This window comes from Ruegeria sp. HKCCA6837 (assembly GCF_013034475.1).
GTDB lineage: Bacteria > Pseudomonadota > Alphaproteobacteria > Rhodobacterales > Rhodobacteraceae > Ruegeria.
Genome location: NZ_WQGD01000001.1, coordinates 544,771 through 563,209 on the forward strand (window position 1 = coordinate 544,771; position 18,439 = coordinate 563,209).

Annotated in this window: 15 protein-coding genes; 12 read left to right on the forward strand and 3 right to left on the reverse strand. The window is 57.5% G+C overall.

Features of this window, described 5'->3' with window-relative positions; genetic code table 11:
* The 3 genes from GOV91_RS02690 (at position 1) to trpE (ending at position 4,621) form a co-directional block, all read left to right on the forward strand.
* A complete protein-coding gene (locus GOV91_RS02690) occupies positions 1-1,176 on the forward strand; it encodes an aminotransferase (RefSeq protein WP_171234342.1) in 1,176 nt (391 codons plus the stop codon).
* A gap of 80 nt (positions 1,177-1,256) precedes the next feature.
* Entirely contained in the window at positions 1,257-3,098 is a 1,842-nt protein-coding gene (locus tag GOV91_RS02695) for a peptidylprolyl isomerase (RefSeq protein WP_171234343.1), read from the forward strand.
* An 11-nt stretch (positions 3,099-3,109) separates the two neighbouring features.
* Complete coding sequence (gene trpE, locus GOV91_RS02700; protein WP_171234344.1) at positions 3,110-4,621, forward strand: anthranilate synthase component I; 1,512 nt, start codon at positions 3,110-3,112, stop codon at positions 4,619-4,621.
* 56 nt (positions 4,622-4,677) lie between these two features.
* Here trpE and GOV91_RS02705 read toward each other — a convergent pair whose 3' ends face one another.
* Positions 4,678-6,096: a divergent polysaccharide deacetylase family protein gene (locus GOV91_RS02705; RefSeq protein WP_171234345.1), complete on the reverse strand. Its 1,419-nt coding sequence runs from the start codon at positions 6,094-6,096 to the stop codon at positions 4,678-4,680.
* A gap of 199 nt (positions 6,097-6,295) precedes the next feature.
* On the opposite strand from GOV91_RS02705, the gene GOV91_RS02710 reads away from it, so the two are divergent.
* The 6 genes from GOV91_RS02710 (at position 6,296) to lexA (ending at position 11,121) form a co-directional block, all read left to right on the forward strand.
* Positions 6,296-6,877, forward strand: coding sequence for an aminodeoxychorismate/anthranilate synthase component II (locus tag GOV91_RS02710; protein ID WP_171234572.1), 582 nt, complete (start codon positions 6,296-6,298; stop codon positions 6,875-6,877).
* Positions 6,874-7,893, forward strand: coding sequence for an anthranilate phosphoribosyltransferase (trpD, locus tag GOV91_RS02715; protein ID WP_171173818.1), 1,020 nt, complete (start codon positions 6,874-6,876; stop codon positions 7,891-7,893). The genes GOV91_RS02710 and trpD overlap by 4 nt, the downstream gene beginning before the upstream one ends.
* Positions 7,890-8,702, forward strand: coding sequence for an indole-3-glycerol phosphate synthase TrpC (trpC, locus tag GOV91_RS02720; RefSeq protein WP_171173816.1), 813 nt, complete (start codon positions 7,890-7,892; stop codon positions 8,700-8,702). Before trpD ends, trpC begins: the two co-directional genes overlap by 4 nt.
* Positions 8,702-9,175 carry a cyclic pyranopterin monophosphate synthase MoaC gene (gene moaC, locus GOV91_RS02725; protein WP_171173814.1) on the forward strand — a complete coding sequence of 158 codons (474 nt, stop codon included), beginning with the start codon at positions 8,702-8,704 and terminating at the stop codon, positions 9,173-9,175. Before trpC ends, moaC begins: the two co-directional genes overlap by 1 nt.
* Positions 9,172-10,344: a gephyrin-like molybdotransferase Glp gene (gene glp, locus GOV91_RS02730; RefSeq protein ID WP_171234346.1), complete on the forward strand. Its 1,173-nt coding sequence runs from the start codon at positions 9,172-9,174 to the stop codon at positions 10,342-10,344. The genes moaC and glp overlap by 4 nt, the downstream gene beginning before the upstream one ends.
* A gap of 78 nt (positions 10,345-10,422) precedes the next feature.
* The gene (gene lexA / locus GOV91_RS02735) at positions 10,423-11,121 is read left to right on the forward strand and encodes a transcriptional repressor LexA (RefSeq protein ID WP_171234347.1); all 699 of its coding nucleotides are present in this window, start codon (positions 10,423-10,425) and stop codon (positions 11,119-11,121) included.
* On the opposite strand, the gene GOV91_RS02740 is transcribed toward lexA, so the two are convergent.
* Complete coding sequence (locus tag GOV91_RS02740; RefSeq protein WP_171234348.1) at positions 11,115-13,163, reverse strand: ComEC/Rec2 family competence protein; 2,049 nt, start codon at positions 13,161-13,163, stop codon at positions 11,115-11,117. The two genes, lexA and GOV91_RS02740, sit on opposite strands and share 7 nt — an antisense overlap.
* 78 nt (positions 13,164-13,241) lie before the next feature.
* On the opposite strand from GOV91_RS02740, the gene gltX reads away from it, so the two are divergent.
* Complete coding sequence (gene gltX, locus GOV91_RS02745) at positions 13,242-14,642, forward strand: glutamate--tRNA ligase (RefSeq protein ID WP_171234349.1); 1,401 nt, start codon at positions 13,242-13,244, stop codon at positions 14,640-14,642.
* Positions 14,643-14,764: 122 nt separating this feature from the next.
* The gene (gltA, locus tag GOV91_RS02750) at positions 14,765-16,060 is read left to right on the forward strand and encodes a citrate synthase (protein WP_171173804.1); all 1,296 of its coding nucleotides are present in this window, start codon (positions 14,765-14,767) and stop codon (positions 16,058-16,060) included.
* Positions 16,061-16,197: 137 nt separating this feature from the next.
* On the opposite strand, the gene GOV91_RS02755 is transcribed toward gltA, so the two are convergent.
* On the reverse strand, positions 16,198-17,265 hold the full coding sequence (locus GOV91_RS02755) for a PA0069 family radical SAM protein (RefSeq protein ID WP_171234350.1): 1,068 nt from the start codon (positions 17,263-17,265) through the stop codon (positions 16,198-16,200).
* Positions 17,266-17,540: 275 nt separating this feature from the next.
* Between GOV91_RS02755 and GOV91_RS02760 the strand changes: the two genes are divergently transcribed.
* Positions 17,541-18,239, forward strand: a complete 699-nt coding sequence (locus GOV91_RS02760) for a B12-binding domain-containing protein (protein ID WP_171090262.1) — start codon at positions 17,541-17,543, stop codon at positions 18,237-18,239.
* Positions 18,240-18,439 lie beyond the last annotated feature (200 nt).

Genomic DNA, 18,439 nt, shown 5'->3' on the forward strand with positions numbered 1-18,439 from the left:
ATGACCCAGACTCGCACAAGCGCCACTTTCCCTCCTCCGGTGATGGAGGCGCGCCGATGGGTTGAAGGTGTCAACTTTCCTGCAAACCGCCCACTGATCAATGTCAGCCAGGCCGCGCCGGTTGACCCGCCTCCGCTTGCTCTGCGACAGGCAATGGCAGATTTTGCCGTGCAGGAAGACAGCGCACATTTATATGGGCCGGTCTTGGGGAACGACGATCTTCGCACAGAATTGGCGGCCCAGATCAGCGCGCACTACGCCGGGCGCGTTGACGCGTCTCAGACCGCCATCACCTCGGGCTGTAATCAGGCATTCTCGGCCGTGATCTCGGCAATCACCGATGAGGATGATGAAGTGATTCTGCCAACGCCATGGTATTTCAACCATAAAATGTGGTTGGACATGGCTGGGGTGAAGGCTGTGGACCTCACAACCGGAGATGACCTGCTACCCGATCCAGAGAAGGCGCGCGCTCTGATTACCGAAAAAACACGCGCCATCGCCCTGGTCACGCCGAACAACCCCGGCGGCGTGGAATACCCTTCCGATCTGGTCCGCGCGTTTTTTGACCTTGCACGCGACTGCGGTCTTCGCCTGATCGTGGACGAAACCTATCGCGATTTCGACAGCCGCAGCGGTCCGCCCCACGATCTGTTCCAAAAACCGGCTTGGGATGAGACGCTTGTTCATCTCTATTCCTTCTCTAAGGCCTATCGCCTGACAGGCCACCGAGTTGGTGCGATAGCCACAAGCCGTTCTCTTCTGGCCGAGGTCGAGAAATTCCTCGACACTGTTGCCATTTGCCCTGGCCAAATCGGCCAGTTTGCAGCCCTTTGGGGGATGCAGAACCTATCACAATGGCTTGCGGGTGAACGAGACGAAATTCTCGACCGCAGAGCTGCAATTAAAGATGGAATGCCCGCCCTTGAGGCGCAAGGATGGCGTCTTTTGGGGCTTGGGGCGTATTTTGCTTACCTCGAACACCCTTTCGATATGCCGTCAGACGAATTGGCACGCCGTTTGGTGACTGAGGCAGGCGTGCTGCTGTTGCCCGGCACCATGTTCATGCCCGCTCATGACCCCGCCGGAAAACGGCAAGTCCGTGTAGCATTCGCCAATCTGGACCGTGCGGGATTGGGTCAATTGTTCGACCGGTTGCAGGGCCTGTCCTTCTAAGCTTGCCCCTCGGCTGTGTGCGTCGTATTCAGGGCCGCAACCGACAGGGCAGAACGCTGCCGCAATAACAAGAGGGCACCATGGCCGCAGGCGCTAAAAGTCTTTCTAAAACCTTTGTCTGGATTCTGATGGGCCTGCTGATGCTGGGCCTTGCGGGATTTGGCGCCACCAATCTCAGCGGTACGGTCCGAACCGTCGCACATGTGGGTGACGAAAGCATCTCGGTCGATGAGTATGTGCGCGAGTTGCAGCGCGAAATCCGCGCGGTTGAGGCACAAACCGGCCAGCCATTGCAGATGTCGCAGGCCCGCGAGTTGGGGCTTGATCAGAATGCCCTGGCCCGTCTGACGGCATTGGCGGCATTGGACAACGAGGTCGGCCAACTGGGTATTTCCATCGGGGACGAGAACCTACAGCAAGACATCGTCGCGATCCCGGCATTCCAGGGTGTGGACGGCAGCTTTGACCGTGAAGCCTACCGTTTTCAGCTGGAACAGATCGGCATGACCGATTCCGAGTTCGAAACTGATTTGCGCAAGGAATCGGCGCGTACGATCGTTCAGGGCGCGATCATGGGCGGCGTCGAAATGCCAGCCACTCTGACGGATACGATGACGGATTACATCGGCGCCCGGCGCAGCTTTACGGTGGCCACCGTCGGGACCGAAGCATTGGAATCCTCGATTGCCGATCCGACCGAGGCGCAGATTCAGGCTTATTATGATGAAAACGGTGCTCTGTTCACACTGCCCCGCACCAAGCAACTGACCTATGCGATCCTGTCCCCTGCGATGCTGATCGACAGTGTCGAGGTGGATCAGGACGCCCTGCGCGCGCTCTATGATAGCCGGTCTGCTGAGTTCAACCAGCCCGCACGCCGCTTGGTTGAGCGCTTGAATTTCCCGGACGAGGAAGCTGCAAGCGAAGCTAAGGCCCAGCTTGAGGTGGGTGGCACTACTTTTGAACAGCTGGTCCGCGACCGCGATCTCGAATTGAACGACATCGATCTGGGCGACGTGACGCGTGAGGATCTGGGCGAAGCTGCGGATGCTGTATTTGCGGCCGATCTGGATGCTGTTGTTGGCCCGTTGCCGTCGGTATTTGGTCCGGCCCTGTTCCGGATCAACGGATCTCTGGCAGCCAACAATGTACCCTTCGAAGAAGCTGAACCGGCCTTGCGGGAAGAGCTGGCGGCCGAGCGTGCGCGCCGCCTGATCGAGACGCAGTCCGAAGATATCAACGACATGCTTGCTGGCGGCGCTACACTGGAAGAACTGGCGGATGAGACCGAAATGGAGCTGGGTCAGATCGACTGGACCCGCGAAAGTTCGGATGAAATCGCCGCCTATGACGGGTTCCGCGTCGCAGCCGAAGCTGTGCAGGAAGGCGATTTCCCAGAAATCGCATTCCTCGAAGATGGGTCGATCTTTGCCCTGCGGCTGAATGAGGTGCTGCCGCGCCGCCCCGAGCCGCTGGACAGCGCGCGTGATCGCGTGGCCGCCGCGTGGCTTCAAGCCGAAACAAACAAGGCGCTGGAAGAACGGGCCAATGCGGTTCTGATACAGCTTGCAACAGATGGTGACTTTACCGCCACCGGCCTGCCCTTCCGTGTTGAAAATGCCCTAACCCGCACGGCGTTTCTGGATGACGTTCCTGCGGATTTCATGAACGAAGTGTTTCAGATGGAACCTGGCGAATTGCGTGTCATTGGTGGCAACGGTGCAGCGTTTCTGGTGCGCCTGGATGAAGTTCTGCCTCCGGCAGATACAGACGAGCTTCGCCAACTGCGTGAAGCCCTTTCCGCTCAGATGAATCAGGCCCTGTCACAGAATATTTTCAACGCTTATGTGCGCGATGCACAGACACGCGCGCGTCCGGTCGTCGACCAACAGGCGCTGAATGCCGTGCAATCGAGCTTTTAAACGAGACCGAAATGGCACTGACACCCGAATTCGACACCTTCGCGCGCGCTTATGAAGCGGGCGAAAATCAGGTGGTCTACACACGGCTTGCCGCTGATCTTGACACGCCCGTGTCACTGATGCTCAAGCTGACGGGCGCACAGAAAGATGCGTTCATGCTGGAATCCGTAACCGGCGGCGAAGTTCGTGGCCGTTACTCGATCATCGGTATGAAACCCGACCTGATCTGGCGGTGTCGCGGTGAAGCGTCCGAGTTGAACCGCTCTGCCCGGTTCGATTCCGAGGCGTTCTCGGCCCAAGACGGCAACCCGATGGACAACTTGCGCGCTTTGCTGGCCGAAAGCCGCATCGACCTGCCGGATGACCTGCCTCAGGCTGCGGCCGGGCTGTTTGGGTATTTGGGCTATGACATGGTCCGGCTGGTGGAATACCTACCGGACGTAAATCCTGACCCTTTAGGCCTGCCCGATGCGATCATGTTGCGTCCTTCCGTCATCGCCGTGTTGGATGGTGTTAAAGGCGAAGTGACCGTGGTTTCACCAGCTTGGGCCAGCGACGGTCAATCTGCCAAGGCTGCGTATGCACAAGCTGCAGAGCGCGTTATGGATGCGGTTCGCGATCTGGAACGTGCCATGCCTGCGGAAACCCGCGATCTTGGGGACGCGCGCGAAGTTTCACCGCCCGTGTCGAACTTTACCAAGTCCGGCTATATGGAAGCCGTTAAAAAGGCCAAGGAATACATCCGCGCGGGTGATATTTTCCAGGTTGTCCCGGCGCAGCGCTGGACGCAGGAATTTCCGCTGCCACCCTTTGCGCTCTATCGGTCGCTGCGGCGCACCAACCCGTCGCCTTTCATGTTCTATTTCAACTTCGGCGGCTTTCAGGTTGTGGGTGCAAGCCCCGAGATTCTGGTGCGCGTGTTCGGCAGTGAAGTCACCATTCGTCCCATCGCCGGAACCCGTCCCCGTGGCGCGACGCCGGAAGAAGACAAGGCAAACGAACTGGATCTGCTGGCCGACAAGAAAGAGCTGGCCGAGCACCTGATGCTGCTGGATCTGGGCCGCAACGATACCGGACGCGTGGCCAAGATTGGCACGGTGCGGCCGACTGAAGAGTTCATCATAGAACGTTACAGCCACGTAATGCATATTGTGTCAAACGTAGTAGGTGAACTTGCCGAAGACAAAGACGCGCTGGACGCGTTCTTTGCCGGGATGCCAGCGGGCACAGTGTCTGGCGCGCCCAAAGTGCGCGCGATGGAAATCATCGACGAGCTGGAGCCCGAAAAACGCGGCGTCTATGGCGGTGGCGTGGGGTATTTCAGCGCGGGCGGCGACATGGACATGTGTATCGCGCTGCGCACCGCCATCGTGAAAGATCAAACGCTCTATATTCAGGCGGGCGGCGGCGTTGTTTATGACAGCGATCCGGAAGCCGAATTCATGGAAACCGTCCATAAGTCCAACGCGATACGACGCGCTGCGGCGGATGCCGCGCGTTTCACCGGAAACAGAAACAGCTAAACGAAAAAGGGCGGCAGATCAAAAGATCGCCGCCCTCTTTTTCTGTTTTATGCCAGTCACTGTACCTGTTTCATCATGACCGCAGAAATCGGCGCCATGGCGACGCGACTGCCACGGTCTTCCAACCCCCAAAGCAACAATGCTGAAATCGTTTCAGGGCGGACCCGCCCCAACATGACCACAGCACCTTCCTGCCCGGCGCGGAACGCGGCCTGGTCCAGAAAACGACGCATGACCTTCGGATCCTGACGCGCACCATCGATGTCACGGAACACAACACCTGAAGGGGTTCCATTTCGGGCCGCGAGTTTCTGAACGGTGTTCAATCCATTGTCCTGCGTGATCAATCCCCTGCCAGTTCCGGCAGCAATTTCTGCAACTTGATCGGCCAACTTGCGATTGCCGTGAATGCCGCTGTCTACCCCTTCCAGAATACCAACGGTTTCGGGCAGAGTATCCAGCCAGACCGACAGGGACACCTCGGCGTCCTGAGCGGTTGCGGCCTCAGGCAAATCAGCAAGCGCCATGACTTCGAACCCGGCCGCGCGGTGCCGCGCCATTTTTTCCGCCGCATCAGGATCGGACGGGTTAACGGCAAAGCTGATTGGATAGGGAAAGTCTTGCAGCGCTTCGACACCAAACGCGCCCTCATCATCGATCAGAATGATGGACATCAAGGGCTTGGCCTCGGGGTTTTCGAACTTCGCCGCATAGCGTTCGATCGGCTTGCCCGCTGGTGCCGCTTCTTCTGCCGAGGCTTGCTCGACCATTGGCTCATCATCCCGTTCGGTCAAAGGAACAACGCGTTTTCCAATCGTTGAGCTGACAGGTACTTCCTGTTCGCCACCGATCTGAGGCAATGCTGCGATACGCGGTAACTTGCGCGGAAGAATTTCTTCATCTCCTTCCACCGCAATCGGACTGCTTTCAAACGGATTTACCTCTTCAGTGTCCACCGTCGTTTGAGGCAACGGGTCTTGTTCCGGCTCGACTAGCGCGACTTCGGTTGTTTGGGGCTCTTCCACGGGAGGGGTCGGTGTATCGTCGATTACGGCTGGCTCTGCCTCGTCCTGCGGAGCCGCAGGTGCAAGGCTGGGTTCTGGCGGCGCTGCAGGCGCTTCGGTCACAACTGACACTTCAGTCGCAACCGCGGCCTCTGGTTGGTCCACGGCCTCAGCCGCTGCGCCCACTTCTGGTTGCGTGTCCGAAGACGATTCAAGCCCGGACAAGTCAGCCAGATCCTCGGTTGAGTCATCGGCGGCTTCCAGCCCACGCGGAGCCAATTCCACCACATCGGCATCGGAAACCGCTTCGGCCACCTCAGTCGGTGCTTCAGGTGCTTCGGAAATTACCGGAGCCGGTGCTTCGGTTACAACAACCGGCGTATTGACCATCGGCGTCTTGAGCGACACGATCACGCCCAGGATCAAAACAACGATCGCCCCGGCGACCATTCCTCCGAAAAATCCGCCCATTTTTTCTGCCTTTCGCCTCTTTTCTCTGCCTCGTCCAGCTCTGCGCCATCTGGTGTGGCGCTCGGCCAATTGAACGCGTCAGAAACGGTATGTCCTCTTGACGCTGCCGCCCAAGCCTGAGCATGTATGTGCGGACATTATACCGTGGCCCGGGGCTGCATCGCCAGCCTGAAATGCCCAAGTGAAGATAAGTGCCCATATGCTGCTGCTGATCGACAACTACGACTCGTTTACTTACAATTTGGTACATTATTTAGGCGAACTTGGTGCCGAAATGGTTATTCGCCGAAATGATGCGCTTGATGTACAGGAAGCGATGGCTATGAACCCCGCCGGTATCCTGCTAAGCCCCGGCCCCTGCGACCCGGATCAGGCCGGGATTTGCTTGGCGCTGACTGAAGCCGCCGCAGAAACCAAAACACCATTGCTGGGGGTTTGTTTGGGGCATCAGACCATCGGTCAGGGTTTTGGCGGCAAAGTAGTGCGCTGTCACGAGATTGTTCATGGCAAGATGGGCACGATGCAACACACCGGAAAAGGTGTTTTTGCTGGTCTGCCCTCACCCTTTGAAGCGACCCGCTATCATTCGCTGATTGTTGAGCGTGAATCCCTGCCCGACTGTCTTGAGATCACGGCTGAATTGGAAGACGGCACCATCATGGGGCTGCAGCACAAGGAACTGCCCATACATGGCGTTCAATTCCACCCGGAATCCATCGCCTCCGAGCATGGCCACGCCCTGCTCAAGAACTTCCTACAAGAACTGAAAGTCCCCGCATGAGCGACGCGCTGAAACCGCTGATCGGAGCTTCGGCCGATCGTCCATTGACTCGTGACGAAGCTGAAAAAGCCTTTGCCATCCTGTTTGATGGCGAAGCCACGCCCAGCCAGATCGGTGGGCTTTTGATGGCCATGCGCACACGTGGTGAAACCGTCGATGAATACGCCGCTGCCGCCGCTGTGATGCGGGCAAAGTGCAACGCCGTCAAAGCTCCGGACGGAGCGATGGACATCGTGGGCACAGGCGGCGACGGCAAAGGCACACTGAACATCTCGACCGCGACGGCTTTTGTGGTTGCCGGTGCCGGTGTCACCGTTGCCAAGCATGGCAATCGGAACCTCAGTTCGAAATCAGGAGCAGCCGATGCCCTGGGTCAGATGGGCATCAACGTCATGGTTGGCCCCCAAGTTGTTGAAGATGCTCTAAAAGAAGTTGGAATTGGGTTCATGATGGCACCGATGCATCACCCGGCCATTGCCCACGTAATGCCATCACGCCAGGAACTGGGCACGCGTACAATCTTTAACATCCTTGGCCCCCTGACCAACCCCGCAGGCGTCAAGCGGCAATTGACCGGCGCGTTCAGTCGCGACCTGATCCGACCAATGGCCGAAACGCTTGGTCTGCTGGGCTCAGACCGCGCGTGGCTGGTGCATGGATCGGACGGGACGGATGAACTCACTATCACGGGAATCAGCTGGGTCGCTGCGCTGGAAGATGACACGATCAAAGAGGTCGAACTGCACCCCGAAGACGCAGGTCTGCCGGTACATCCGTTCGAAGACATTATCGGCGGCACACCAGAAGAGAACGCCGTCGCATTCCGCGCTCTGTTGGACGGTGCCCCATCCGCTTATCGCGATGCAGTACTGTTGAATTCGGCTGCCGCTTTGGTCGTCGCCGAAGCGGCAAGCGATCTGCGCGACGGTGTCGCCATGGCCGCCCAAAGCATCGACAGCGGCAAAGCCAAAGAAAAAATCGCCGCTCTGGCACGCAAGACACAGGAAGCCGCATGACCGAAACCGTTCTGGACAAGATCAAAGCCTACAAACTGGAAGAGGTCGCAGCCGACAAAGCACAGAAATCCCTGGAAACACTGGAGAGCGAAGCACGGGCCGCATCGGAAACCCGTGGCTTTGCCACAGCTTTGCAATCCGCGTCGCGGCAAGGCTATGGCCTGATTGCCGAGGTCAAGAAAGCCAGCCCGTCCAAGGGTCTGATCCGTCCGGATTTCGACCCGCCTGTACTGGCCAAAGCCTATGAGGATGGTGGTGCTGCGTGTTTGTCCGTGCTGACCGACACCCCAAGCTTTCAGGGCGCAAAGGAATATCTGACGCAGGCACGCGAGGCGACTTCGCTGCCCGCTTTGCGCAAGGATTTCATGTATGACCCCTATCAGGTGATCGAAGCCCGCGCCTTGGGCGCCGATTGCATTTTGATCATCATGGCTTCGGTCAGTGATGATCAGGCGGCTGAACTGGAACAAACTGCCTTTGATTGGGGTATGGATGTTCTGATCGAAGTGCATGACGAAGCGGAACTGGAAAGAGCCACCCAGTTGAAAAGCCCGTTGATCGGCATCAACAACCGCAATCTCAAGACCTTCGAGACAACATTGGACACCACGCGACGCCTGTCCAAGCTGGTACCAGCGAACCGCACAATTGTTTGCGAAAGCGGCCTGGGAACACCGGATGATCTGAAGGACATTGCGCGCTATGGTGCACGGTGCTTCCTGATTGGTGAAAGCCTGATGCGGCAGGATGATGTTGAAGCCGCCACGCGTCATATCCTGTCCAACCCTCTGATCCCCGGAGTGATGTGATGCCGCTGACCCATTTTGACGCTCAAGGTCAGGCGCATATGGTCGATGTGTCGGACAAAGACGTGACAGACCGTGTCGCCGTTGCTGCCGGGCACATTAGGATGGCGCCGGAAACCTTTGAAATCATTTCTGAAGGCCGCGCGAAAAAGGGCGACGTTCTGGGCATCGCCCGTCTGGCGGGCATCATGGGCGCAAAGAAGACGCCCGACTTGATCCCGTTGTGTCACCCTCTTCCAATCACCAAAGTGGCGGTTGAACTGACCCTTGATCCTGATTTGCCGGGTGTTCAGATCGAGGCCACGGTCAAGACCTCGGGACAGACCGGTGTTGAGATGGAAGCCCTAACCGCAGTCTCAACCGCGGCTTTGACAGTGTATGACATGACAAAGGCCGTCGATAAGGCGATGGAGATTGGCGGAATCCGCGTTCTCTTGAAAGATGGCGGTAAATCAGGGCGTTACGAGGCGAAATGATCACAGTCGAAGAGGCGCGCGCCCTGCTGTTCGATCTGGTGGGGGTTTTACCTTCGGAAGAGGTTCCTCTGGCACAGTCCGCCGGGCGTGTATTGGCGCGGGATGTTGTGGCGGGGCGGAACCAACCGCCCTTCGCGGCATCGTCGATGGATGGATATGCCGTAAAGGCCGCCGAAGTTGAGCTGCACGCCATGTTCAAGGTGGTCGGAGAATCCGCGGCTGGCCATCGCTTTGATGGCCAGGTCGGTCCCGGTCAGGCGGTGCGCATTTTCACCGGTGCGCCAGTGCCCGAGGGCGCGGATTTTGTGATCATTCAGGAAGACACAGATCGACGTGGTGACCTGATCACGATCACCGACGAACCCGGCCCCAAAACCAATATCCGGCCAGCTGGCGTAGATTTTGAAATCGGCACATCCATTTCAGCACCACGTTTGATCCGGGCCGAAGATGTGGCTCTTATGGCCGCAATGAACACTCCCCGCGTTACGGTTGCGCGCAAACCGGTGATTGCACTTATCTCCACCGGCGACGAGTTGGTGATGCCCGGAGAAGAGCCGGGCCCAGATCAGATCATTGCCTCCAACACATTCGGTTTGCAGGCGCTGCTTGAAGGTCTGGGTGCATCGGTACGCGTTCTGCCCATTGCGCGCGATACCGTTCCCTCGCTTGAAACTGCATTTGGCTTGGCGCACGGGGCCGATCTTGTCGTCACAATCGGTGGCGCTTCGGTTGGTGACTATGACCTTGTCGCAGATGTCTCGCAGGGTTTGGGGATGGAGCGGTCGTTCTACAAGATCCGAATGCGTCCCGGAAAACCACTGATGGCCGGTCGTATCGGCGAAACGGCTATGGTGGGCTTGCCCGGCAACCCGGTCAGCGCCATGGTGTGCGGGTATCTGTTTTTAGCACCGATGGTGCGCCGGATGCTTGGCCTGGACGACGTGGTTCCGACTTTCCGTACAGCGCAGCTCACGGCTCCCTTGTCGGAAAACGGACCGCGAGAGCACTACATGCGCGCAGTTCTAAGCGACACGGGCATCGAAGCCTCTGCAGATCAAGACAGCTCGCTTCTCAGCGTTCTGGCTCAAGCAAATGCGCTTTTGGTCCGACAACCGCACGATCCCGCCCGTGAAATCGGGGAAACGGTTCAGTACCTGCCGATCTGAGATGTTCTCAAATCCGTTGACACAAAACGTGAACATGCGTAGAACAAAAGAAAACGCATGAGCGACGAGGTGTGAGCGATGCTGACCAAGAAGCAATTGGATTTGCTGGAATTCATCCACAAACGCGTGCAGGCGGACGGTGTTCCGCCCAGTTTCGACGAAATGAAGGCTGCGCTTGATCTGCGGTCGAAATCCGGCATCCACAGATTGATCACCGCTCTGGAAGAACGTGGCTTCATCCGCCGCCTCGCCCATCGCGCCCGCGCGATTGAGATCGTGAAACTTCCCGAAAGCCTTGGGGGCGAGCCCACAACCGGGTTTTCGCCGCGCGTGATCGAAGGTGACAAACCGGAAGGTCGCCGCCCCGCGAATGTGGAACCCGTTTCAGTCGACGCGCTGGAACTGCCGGTCATGGGTCGGATTGCGGCTGGTGTTCCCATTGAGGCCATCAACCATGTCTCGCACCATGTCGCCGTCCCCGGCCCCATGGTCTCCGGCAAGGGCGAGCATTACGCGTTGGAGGTTCGTGGAGACTCGATGATCGACGCGGGTATCAACGACGGTGATGTAGTGGTGATCCGGGAAACGTCGACAGCAGATAACGGCGACATCGTGGTTGCTCTGGTCGAGGATCAGGAAGCGACGTTGAAGCGGTATTTCCGCCGGGGCAATGCCATCGCGCTTGAAGCTGCCAACCCGGTCTACGAAACGCGCGTTCTGCCCGAAGAAAAGGTCAAGGTTCAAGGCCGCCTTGTTGGCTTGATCCGGACTTACTGATCCTGCTTGGACGGAAGGTCCCCGGTCGCGTTTGGGGACCAAAGCCTTTGCCCCGTTAGCTCGGCACTTGATATCAGCTTTCCGTTCAGAACAGACAAGCTGCCGGTTTCGTACAAGCGATCGGGGTCAAAGACCCCGCACGGCCCCTGCAAATTCAGAGCCACAGCAGAGACGATGATCTGGTTTGCCTTGCATTCGTCAAACCCGTTTGCAGCCCTTTTGCCAGTCAGGTGGATAATCTCCTGATCTTTCATCAGGTAGCGCTGGATTGCGTTCGTCTCGGGCCATCTGAGCGCGGCCTGTGACTGATCGACACCATCCCCGTCATTCTCAAGCCAAACAGTTGCGACAAACCCGCTGCCTTTGCCTTTGCTCAACGCGCGACCCTCTTCAGTCATAACACCCACCAAACCTCCGGTTTCGGCGATCAGGGCGTCGGGGCGTTGCCCCGCAGTCCACAGCAGAAAGCCCACCAAAATCGGGCACATCCCAATCCACTTTGCGTGTCCTTGCCACAGCGCGATCCACAAAACGCCCAGGGCGATAACAGGCAGAACATACCACGGCGGGCTGACCACATAACCTTGTGCGCCATGCAGATTCGAAACCCAATGTGACACCGTCAAAATCCACTGCAATGCCCACCCCATCACCGTCAGGGGAATCGCCTCAAGCCCCAGAGGAGCCAATAGCGCGGCGACAACCGCCGCTGGAACAACACACAAGCCCATAACCGGAACAGAGAGCAGATTCGCCAAAAGACCGTAGTGCGACATGGTATTGAATTGCGCGGCACCGATCGGAGCCGTCGCAAGCCCGGCAATGGCCGAGGACATCAGCACGCCAACCATCGGTTTAATCCATTTCGGTCCGGGCAAGGGACCCAATTCGCGCAGCGCCCCGAACACGGCGACCAGAGCTGTGGTTGCTGCAAATGACATCTGGAATCCCGGACTTAACAGGGATTCCGGCCTGAGGAGCAGAACGATCACCGCCGCAACCGCCACGGCGCGGAGAGAGATCGCCCGGCGGTCGATCAGCACCGCTCCCAGCATGACCGTAACCATGACAAAGGCACGTTCGGTCGCGACATTTCCGCCGGACAACATCAGGTAGACAGTCGCCGCGCACAAGGCGCAGACAGCGGCCACTTTTCGCACAGGCAAGCGCAGCGCAAGCGCCGGGAGTAACGACAGACAGATGCGGCAAGCCACAAATACGAATCCCGTCAGCAGCCCCATATGCAGCCCCGAGATTGCCAGCAGATGTGCAAGGTTCGATGCGCGCAGCGACGATAGCGTATCTTGCCCCATACCACTGCGATCCCCGGTGGTGACTGCTGCTGCAAAGCCACCAATTTCACCAGGTAGTATTTCTTTCACGCGCTGCGATATGGCCATTCGGATTGCGGTTATCCGAACGCCCTCGATTCCGTCCGAAGCTGGTGCGATGGTCAGAACAGGGACGCGGGTGTACCCCACTGCGCCTAAACTCTGGAACCAGGCATGACGGCGGAAATCGAACCCGCCGGGTTCTACGGGCCCTTGTGGTGGAGACAGATGCGCCGTCGTCATAATCCTCTGCCCCGGTTTAATAGGTCCGGTTGGGGCATGAACGGAAAGACGGACGCGCTGCGGCCTTCGCTCCTGCGGCACGTCCCCTATGCGCACCTGATCAAGCGTCAACCGCAACGCATCCGAGGCAGACCGATCCATAGCGACGACCCTCCCCTCGATAGGGCCATAATACCGCCATGACAAAACCGGTTCTGCCACCATATGGGCGCGAACACCTGCCAGGCAGAAACCAGCAGCGATCAGCGCCCCCCCGATGGCCAACGACCCCACCCCCGGCGCAAGCCAGCGGCGTGCAAAGACGAAAGCCAAGCATAGACAAACCAGACCAGCGTAAACCGGCATGGCAGGTTCTGCCCGGATGCCGAAATACAGGCCAATCCCGGTTGCCAGCATCACCGGCGTCCATAGGAACATGTACCCAGTCTGGTGCAGCAGCGCGGCCTCAACCCGTGCAAGAACACGCATGGTTGCCCCCGTCCTTCGGGCTCGTTAGACAGGCGTCAAACTATGCCAGATACGGTTACCAAAAGGTTAATCCCCACTATGTCCGACCAGGTCGTCACCCGTTTTGCCCCTTCACCTACAGGTTTTCTGCATATTGGCGGCGCGCGTACCGCGTTGTTTAACTGGCTTTATGCACGGGGTCGTGGCGGCAAGTTCCTGCTGCGGATTGAAGACACCGACCGCGAACGCTCGACACCTGAAGCGACTGCCGCAATCCTTCAAGGTATGGCATGGCTGGGACTGGACCACGATGGTGACGTGATCAGCCAGTTCGAGGGCGCAAACCGGCACGCTGAGGTTGCGCATCAACTGTTGGCCGAAGGCAAGGCATACAAGTGCTTCTCAACTCAGGAAGAAATCACCGCCTTCCGCGAACAGGCGCGGGCCGAAGGTAAATCAACCCTGTTCCGCAGCCCGTGGCGCGACGCTGATCCGGCAACACATCCCGATGCGCCATTTGTCATTCGCATCAAAGCGCCACAAGACGGTGCGACCGTGATCCGCGATCAGGTTCAAGGCGATGTCACCATCCGCAATGATCAACTGGACGATATGATCCTGCTGCGTTCGGACGGCACACCCGTCTACATGCTGGCGGTGGTGGTCGACGATTACGACATGGGCGTCACCCACGTTATTCGCGGCGACGATCACTTGAACAACGCCGCGCGTCAGATGATGATCTATGAGGCAATGGGCTGGAACGTTCCGGTCTGGGCACATATCCCGCTGATTCACGGGCACGACGGCAAGAAATTGTCGAAACGTCATGGCGCACTGGGCGCGCAGGAATACCAGGCCATGGGCTATCCCGCGGCTGGAATGCGCAATTACCTGGCGCGTTTAGGCTGGAGTCACGGTGATGACGAATTCTTCACGGATGCGCAGGCAAAAGAGTGGTTCGATCTGGACGGAATCGGTAAAAGCCCGGCCCGTTTCGATCTGAAAAAGCTGGAAAATCTCTGCGGACAGCATATTGCAATCTCAGATGATGCTGCGCTGCGGCGGGAAATTGAAGATTACCTCGCGGCAGCGAACCTTCCTGCTCTCACTTCGACACAATCCAGTGATCTGGAACGTGCGATGTATTGCCTCAAGGATCGGGCGCGTACTTTCCCAGAACTCCTTGAAAAAGCGCATTTTGTGCTAACCCAACGCCCAATTGTCCCGGATGAGAAGGCGGAGAAGGCGCTGTCATCTGTATCCGATGGTATACTGTCGGAATTGACGCCGCAGCTGCAAAATGCTAGCTGGTCCCGGAACGAGCTGGAGGAGGCCCTGAATTCCTTTGCCGAGTCAAAGGAGCTCAAGTTCGGCAAGCTGGCGGGTCCGCTACGGGCCGCACTGGCAGGCCGGGCCGTTACACCTTCGGTTTTTGACATGATGCTGGTGCTGGGGCGGGATGAAACCTTGGCGCGGCTTTCTGAGGCAGCGAAATAAACCCAATCTTCATAGTCGGGTAACGCTGCTCCGCTAACACCCGGATTGCGCGTTCGCGCGCAATCGTTGCCCGTATCGCCGGAGGTCTGTCCGGCGTGCGCATGATTGAAGAAGGGACGACTATGACTGACAGCAACAAAACAGCCACTCTGACTGTTCACGGCAAAGAATACGAGTTGCCAGTTCATTCCCCGACCGCCGGCCCTGATGTTGTTGATATTCGCAAGCTATACGGACAAGCCGGGGTTTTCACCTACGATCCAGGCTTCACCTCGACCGCTAGCTGCGACAGCACCATCACCTATATCGACGGCGAAAAAGGTGAGCTGCTGCATCGGGGTTATCCGATCGACCAATTGGCCGAGAAATCGCACTTTCTCGAAGTTTGCTATTTGTTGCTTTATGGGGAACTACCTGCGGCAAAGGATCTGGAAAAGTTCGAAACCACGATCACCCGTCACACCATGCTGCACGAGCAGATGCAGTATTTCTATCGCGGTTTCCGCCGAGATGCGCATCCGATGGCCATCATGGTCGGTGTTGTCGGGGCAATGTCGGCCTTCTATCACGATTCGACCGATATCTCGGACCCGCACCAGCGCGAGGTTGCCTCGCACCGTCTGATCGCCAAGATGCCGACAATTGCGGCCTGGGCCTACAAATACCACATCGGTCAGCCGTTTGTTTACCCGCGCAACGACCTAGACTACGCGTCGAATTTCCTGCGCATGTGTTTTGCCGTTCCCGCCGAGGATTATGAGGTCAACCCGATCCTCAGCCGCGCGATGGACCGGATTTTGACTCTGCACGCGGATCACGAACAGAACGCTTCGACCTCGACCGTGCGTCTGGCATCGTCCTCGGGTGCGAACCCGTTCGCTTGCATCGCAGCCGGTGTTGCGTGCTTGTGGGGTCCTGCCCACGGGGGCGCCAACCAGGCATGTCTTGAAATGCTGGAAGAGATCGGCACCGTTGATCGCATTCCCGAATATATCGCCCGCGCCAAGGATAAAGACGATCCGTTCCGTCTTATGGGCTTTGGTCACCGTGTCTACAAAAATTTCGACCCGCGTGCCAAAGTGATGAAACAGTCGGCAGACGAAGTTCTTGACCTGTTGGGCATTGACGACAATCCCAAGCTTCAGGTCGCTAAAGAACTGGAAAAAGAAGCGCTGGAAGATCCGTATTTCGCCGAAAAGAAACTGTTCCCGAATGTCGATTTCTATTCTGGGATCATTCTTGAGGCGATGGGCTTCCCAACATCCATGTTTACGCCGATCTTCGCTCTGTCGCGCACAGTAGGCTGGGTCAGCCAGTGGAAAGAGATGATTGCCGATCCTCAGAACAAGATCGGTCGCCCGCGTCAGCTGTATCTGGGCGAGACACTGCGGGATTACGTGGATATCGAAAACCGCTGATTCTCCAAACTTCGACAAATATTTAAGACCCTGGTTCAACCGGGGTCTTTTTTTTTGCAATCGGTCATTTCGAAATCAGTATAAGAAATTGCTTTTGCGATATTATTCAGCGGTCAGCGCAGGGGTGTATTTAGGCTTTAGAACAAGCTCATTTGATCCCCGGGCTGCGGCGGAATTTCAAAAAGATCGCAACGTAGTGGGGCAGATTTCACAGAAAGCCCTAACCGCTTGCAAGCTTTGGAAAACCTTTGGGCAATAATTCCGGCGTACTCACCCTCACCCCGCATTCTGTGGCCCCAGCGCGGGTCATAGTCCCGCCCACCGTGCATGTCGCGCAGCTTGGACATCACTTTTTCCGCCCGTGCCGGTTGGTGTTCGGCCAGCCAATCCTGCCACAACTGCGACACCTCTCGTGGCAATCGCAACATGATCCAACTGGCGGCATCTGCTCCTGCCTCCTGTCCCGCCTCAAGCAGGTTCTCTAGTTCATGATCCGTCAGGCCGGGCACAATCGGAGATGTCATCACACGCACCGGAACCCGGGCCTCGGTCAGTGTGCGGATCATGCGCAGACGCCGCTGCGGTGACGGTGCACGAGGTTCCATCCGACGCGACAAAGCGGGATCCAAAGTGGTCAGCGAAATCCCAACGCGCGCCAGACCACGGCTGGCCATTTCGGCGAGGACATCCAGATCACGTTCGATCAGTGCACCCTTGGTTACAATTGCAACCGGGTGATTGAATTCACGCAATACCTCAAGACACGACCTTGTTATACATAGATCTTTCTCGATCGGCTGATACGGGTCGGTGTTAGTGCCGATGGCCAACGGCGCAACCTTGTAGGACTTGGAGGACAATTCCTTTCGCAGAACACAGCTCAGGTTGGGACGCGTTGTCAGGCGGGTTTCGAAATCCAGCCCTGCGGACAATCCCAGATAGGCATGACTGGGCCGGGCAAAACAATAGACACAGCCATGTTCACAACCACGATATGGATTGATGGATCGATCAAACGGCAAATCCGGAGACCGATTGTACGTAATCGCACTGCGCGCCACCTCGTCCCTTGTTTCGGTGCGCAAAGGCGGTGGGGATTCGTCAATCTCCCACCCATCATCGGTGGCTACGGTTGCAAAACGCTCGAACCGACCAGTGGCGTTCGAATTAGTTCCTCTGGCCTTTATGGTTGGTACAACAGTCATTTTGGCGCTTTGTTCTATTTTTGTTCCCACTTGGAACATAAACCTGCGCCCGGGTTTGTACAAGTCTCCTCATGAAAGCGCCCCAAACAGCCGCGATCAAACCGAATGCACGATAATCATGCGGATTTTTCATTCGAGCCACGTGATTTTTTGACATATAGGTCGGTCCCGAAACGACCGACGTCGCAATCGTCACAGTCAGAATGCGACGTTTTGGCCAAAACGGAAAAAATGCCAACACGGGCCGATGGCCCGCCCAGCACAGGGAATACCCCATGTCCGACGAAGAAGACATCATCCTGTCCGAACTGAACGACGACGAACTTGTCGAGCAGATGTTCGACGATCTCTACGATGGCCTGAAAGAAGAGATCGAAGAAGGAACCAACATCCTGCTGGAGCGGGGATGGACCCCCTATGACATTCTGACCAAAGCTCTGGTCGGAGGCATGACCATTGTGGGCCACGACTTCCGCGACGGTATCCTGTTCGTGCCCGAAGTTCTGCTGGCCGCCAACGCCATGAAGGGTGGCATGGCGATCCTGAAGCCGTTGCTGGCAGAAACCGGCGCGCCACGCGTTGGCAAGATGGTCATCGGCACCGTCAAAGGCGACATTCACGACATCGGCAAGAACCTCGTGTCGATGATGATGGAAGGCGCAGGGTTTGAAGTTGTTGATATCGGTATCAACAACCCAGTCGAAAACTACCTTGAAGCGCTGGAAACCGAACAGCCTGACATTCTTGGCATGTCCGCGCTGCTGACGACCACAATGCCTTACATGAAAGTGGTTATCGACACGTTGGTCGAACAAGGTGTTCGCGATGACTATATCGTTCTGGTCGGCGGCGCGCCGCTGAACGAAGAGTTTGGCAAGGCCATCGGTGCAGACGCTTACTGCCGTGACGCGGCGGTTGCCGTGGAAACTGCGAAGGACTTTGTAGGCCGCAAGCACAACCAGCTGGCTGGCTAATCCGCCTTACATTTTCACAAAAGGGCCGCCCGGTTGGGGCGGCCCTTTTTCATTTAGAAGCTCGGGCTCATATCTTTGGAACAAGCGCGACCGCCAAGTTGCGCAGGTTTCTGACCACAACCTCTTTTGGCGGGACCAAACCGAAGACGTCGGCAGTTTACGATCAGAGGTCGGAACAAGGCTTGCCGGCAGGTCAAATT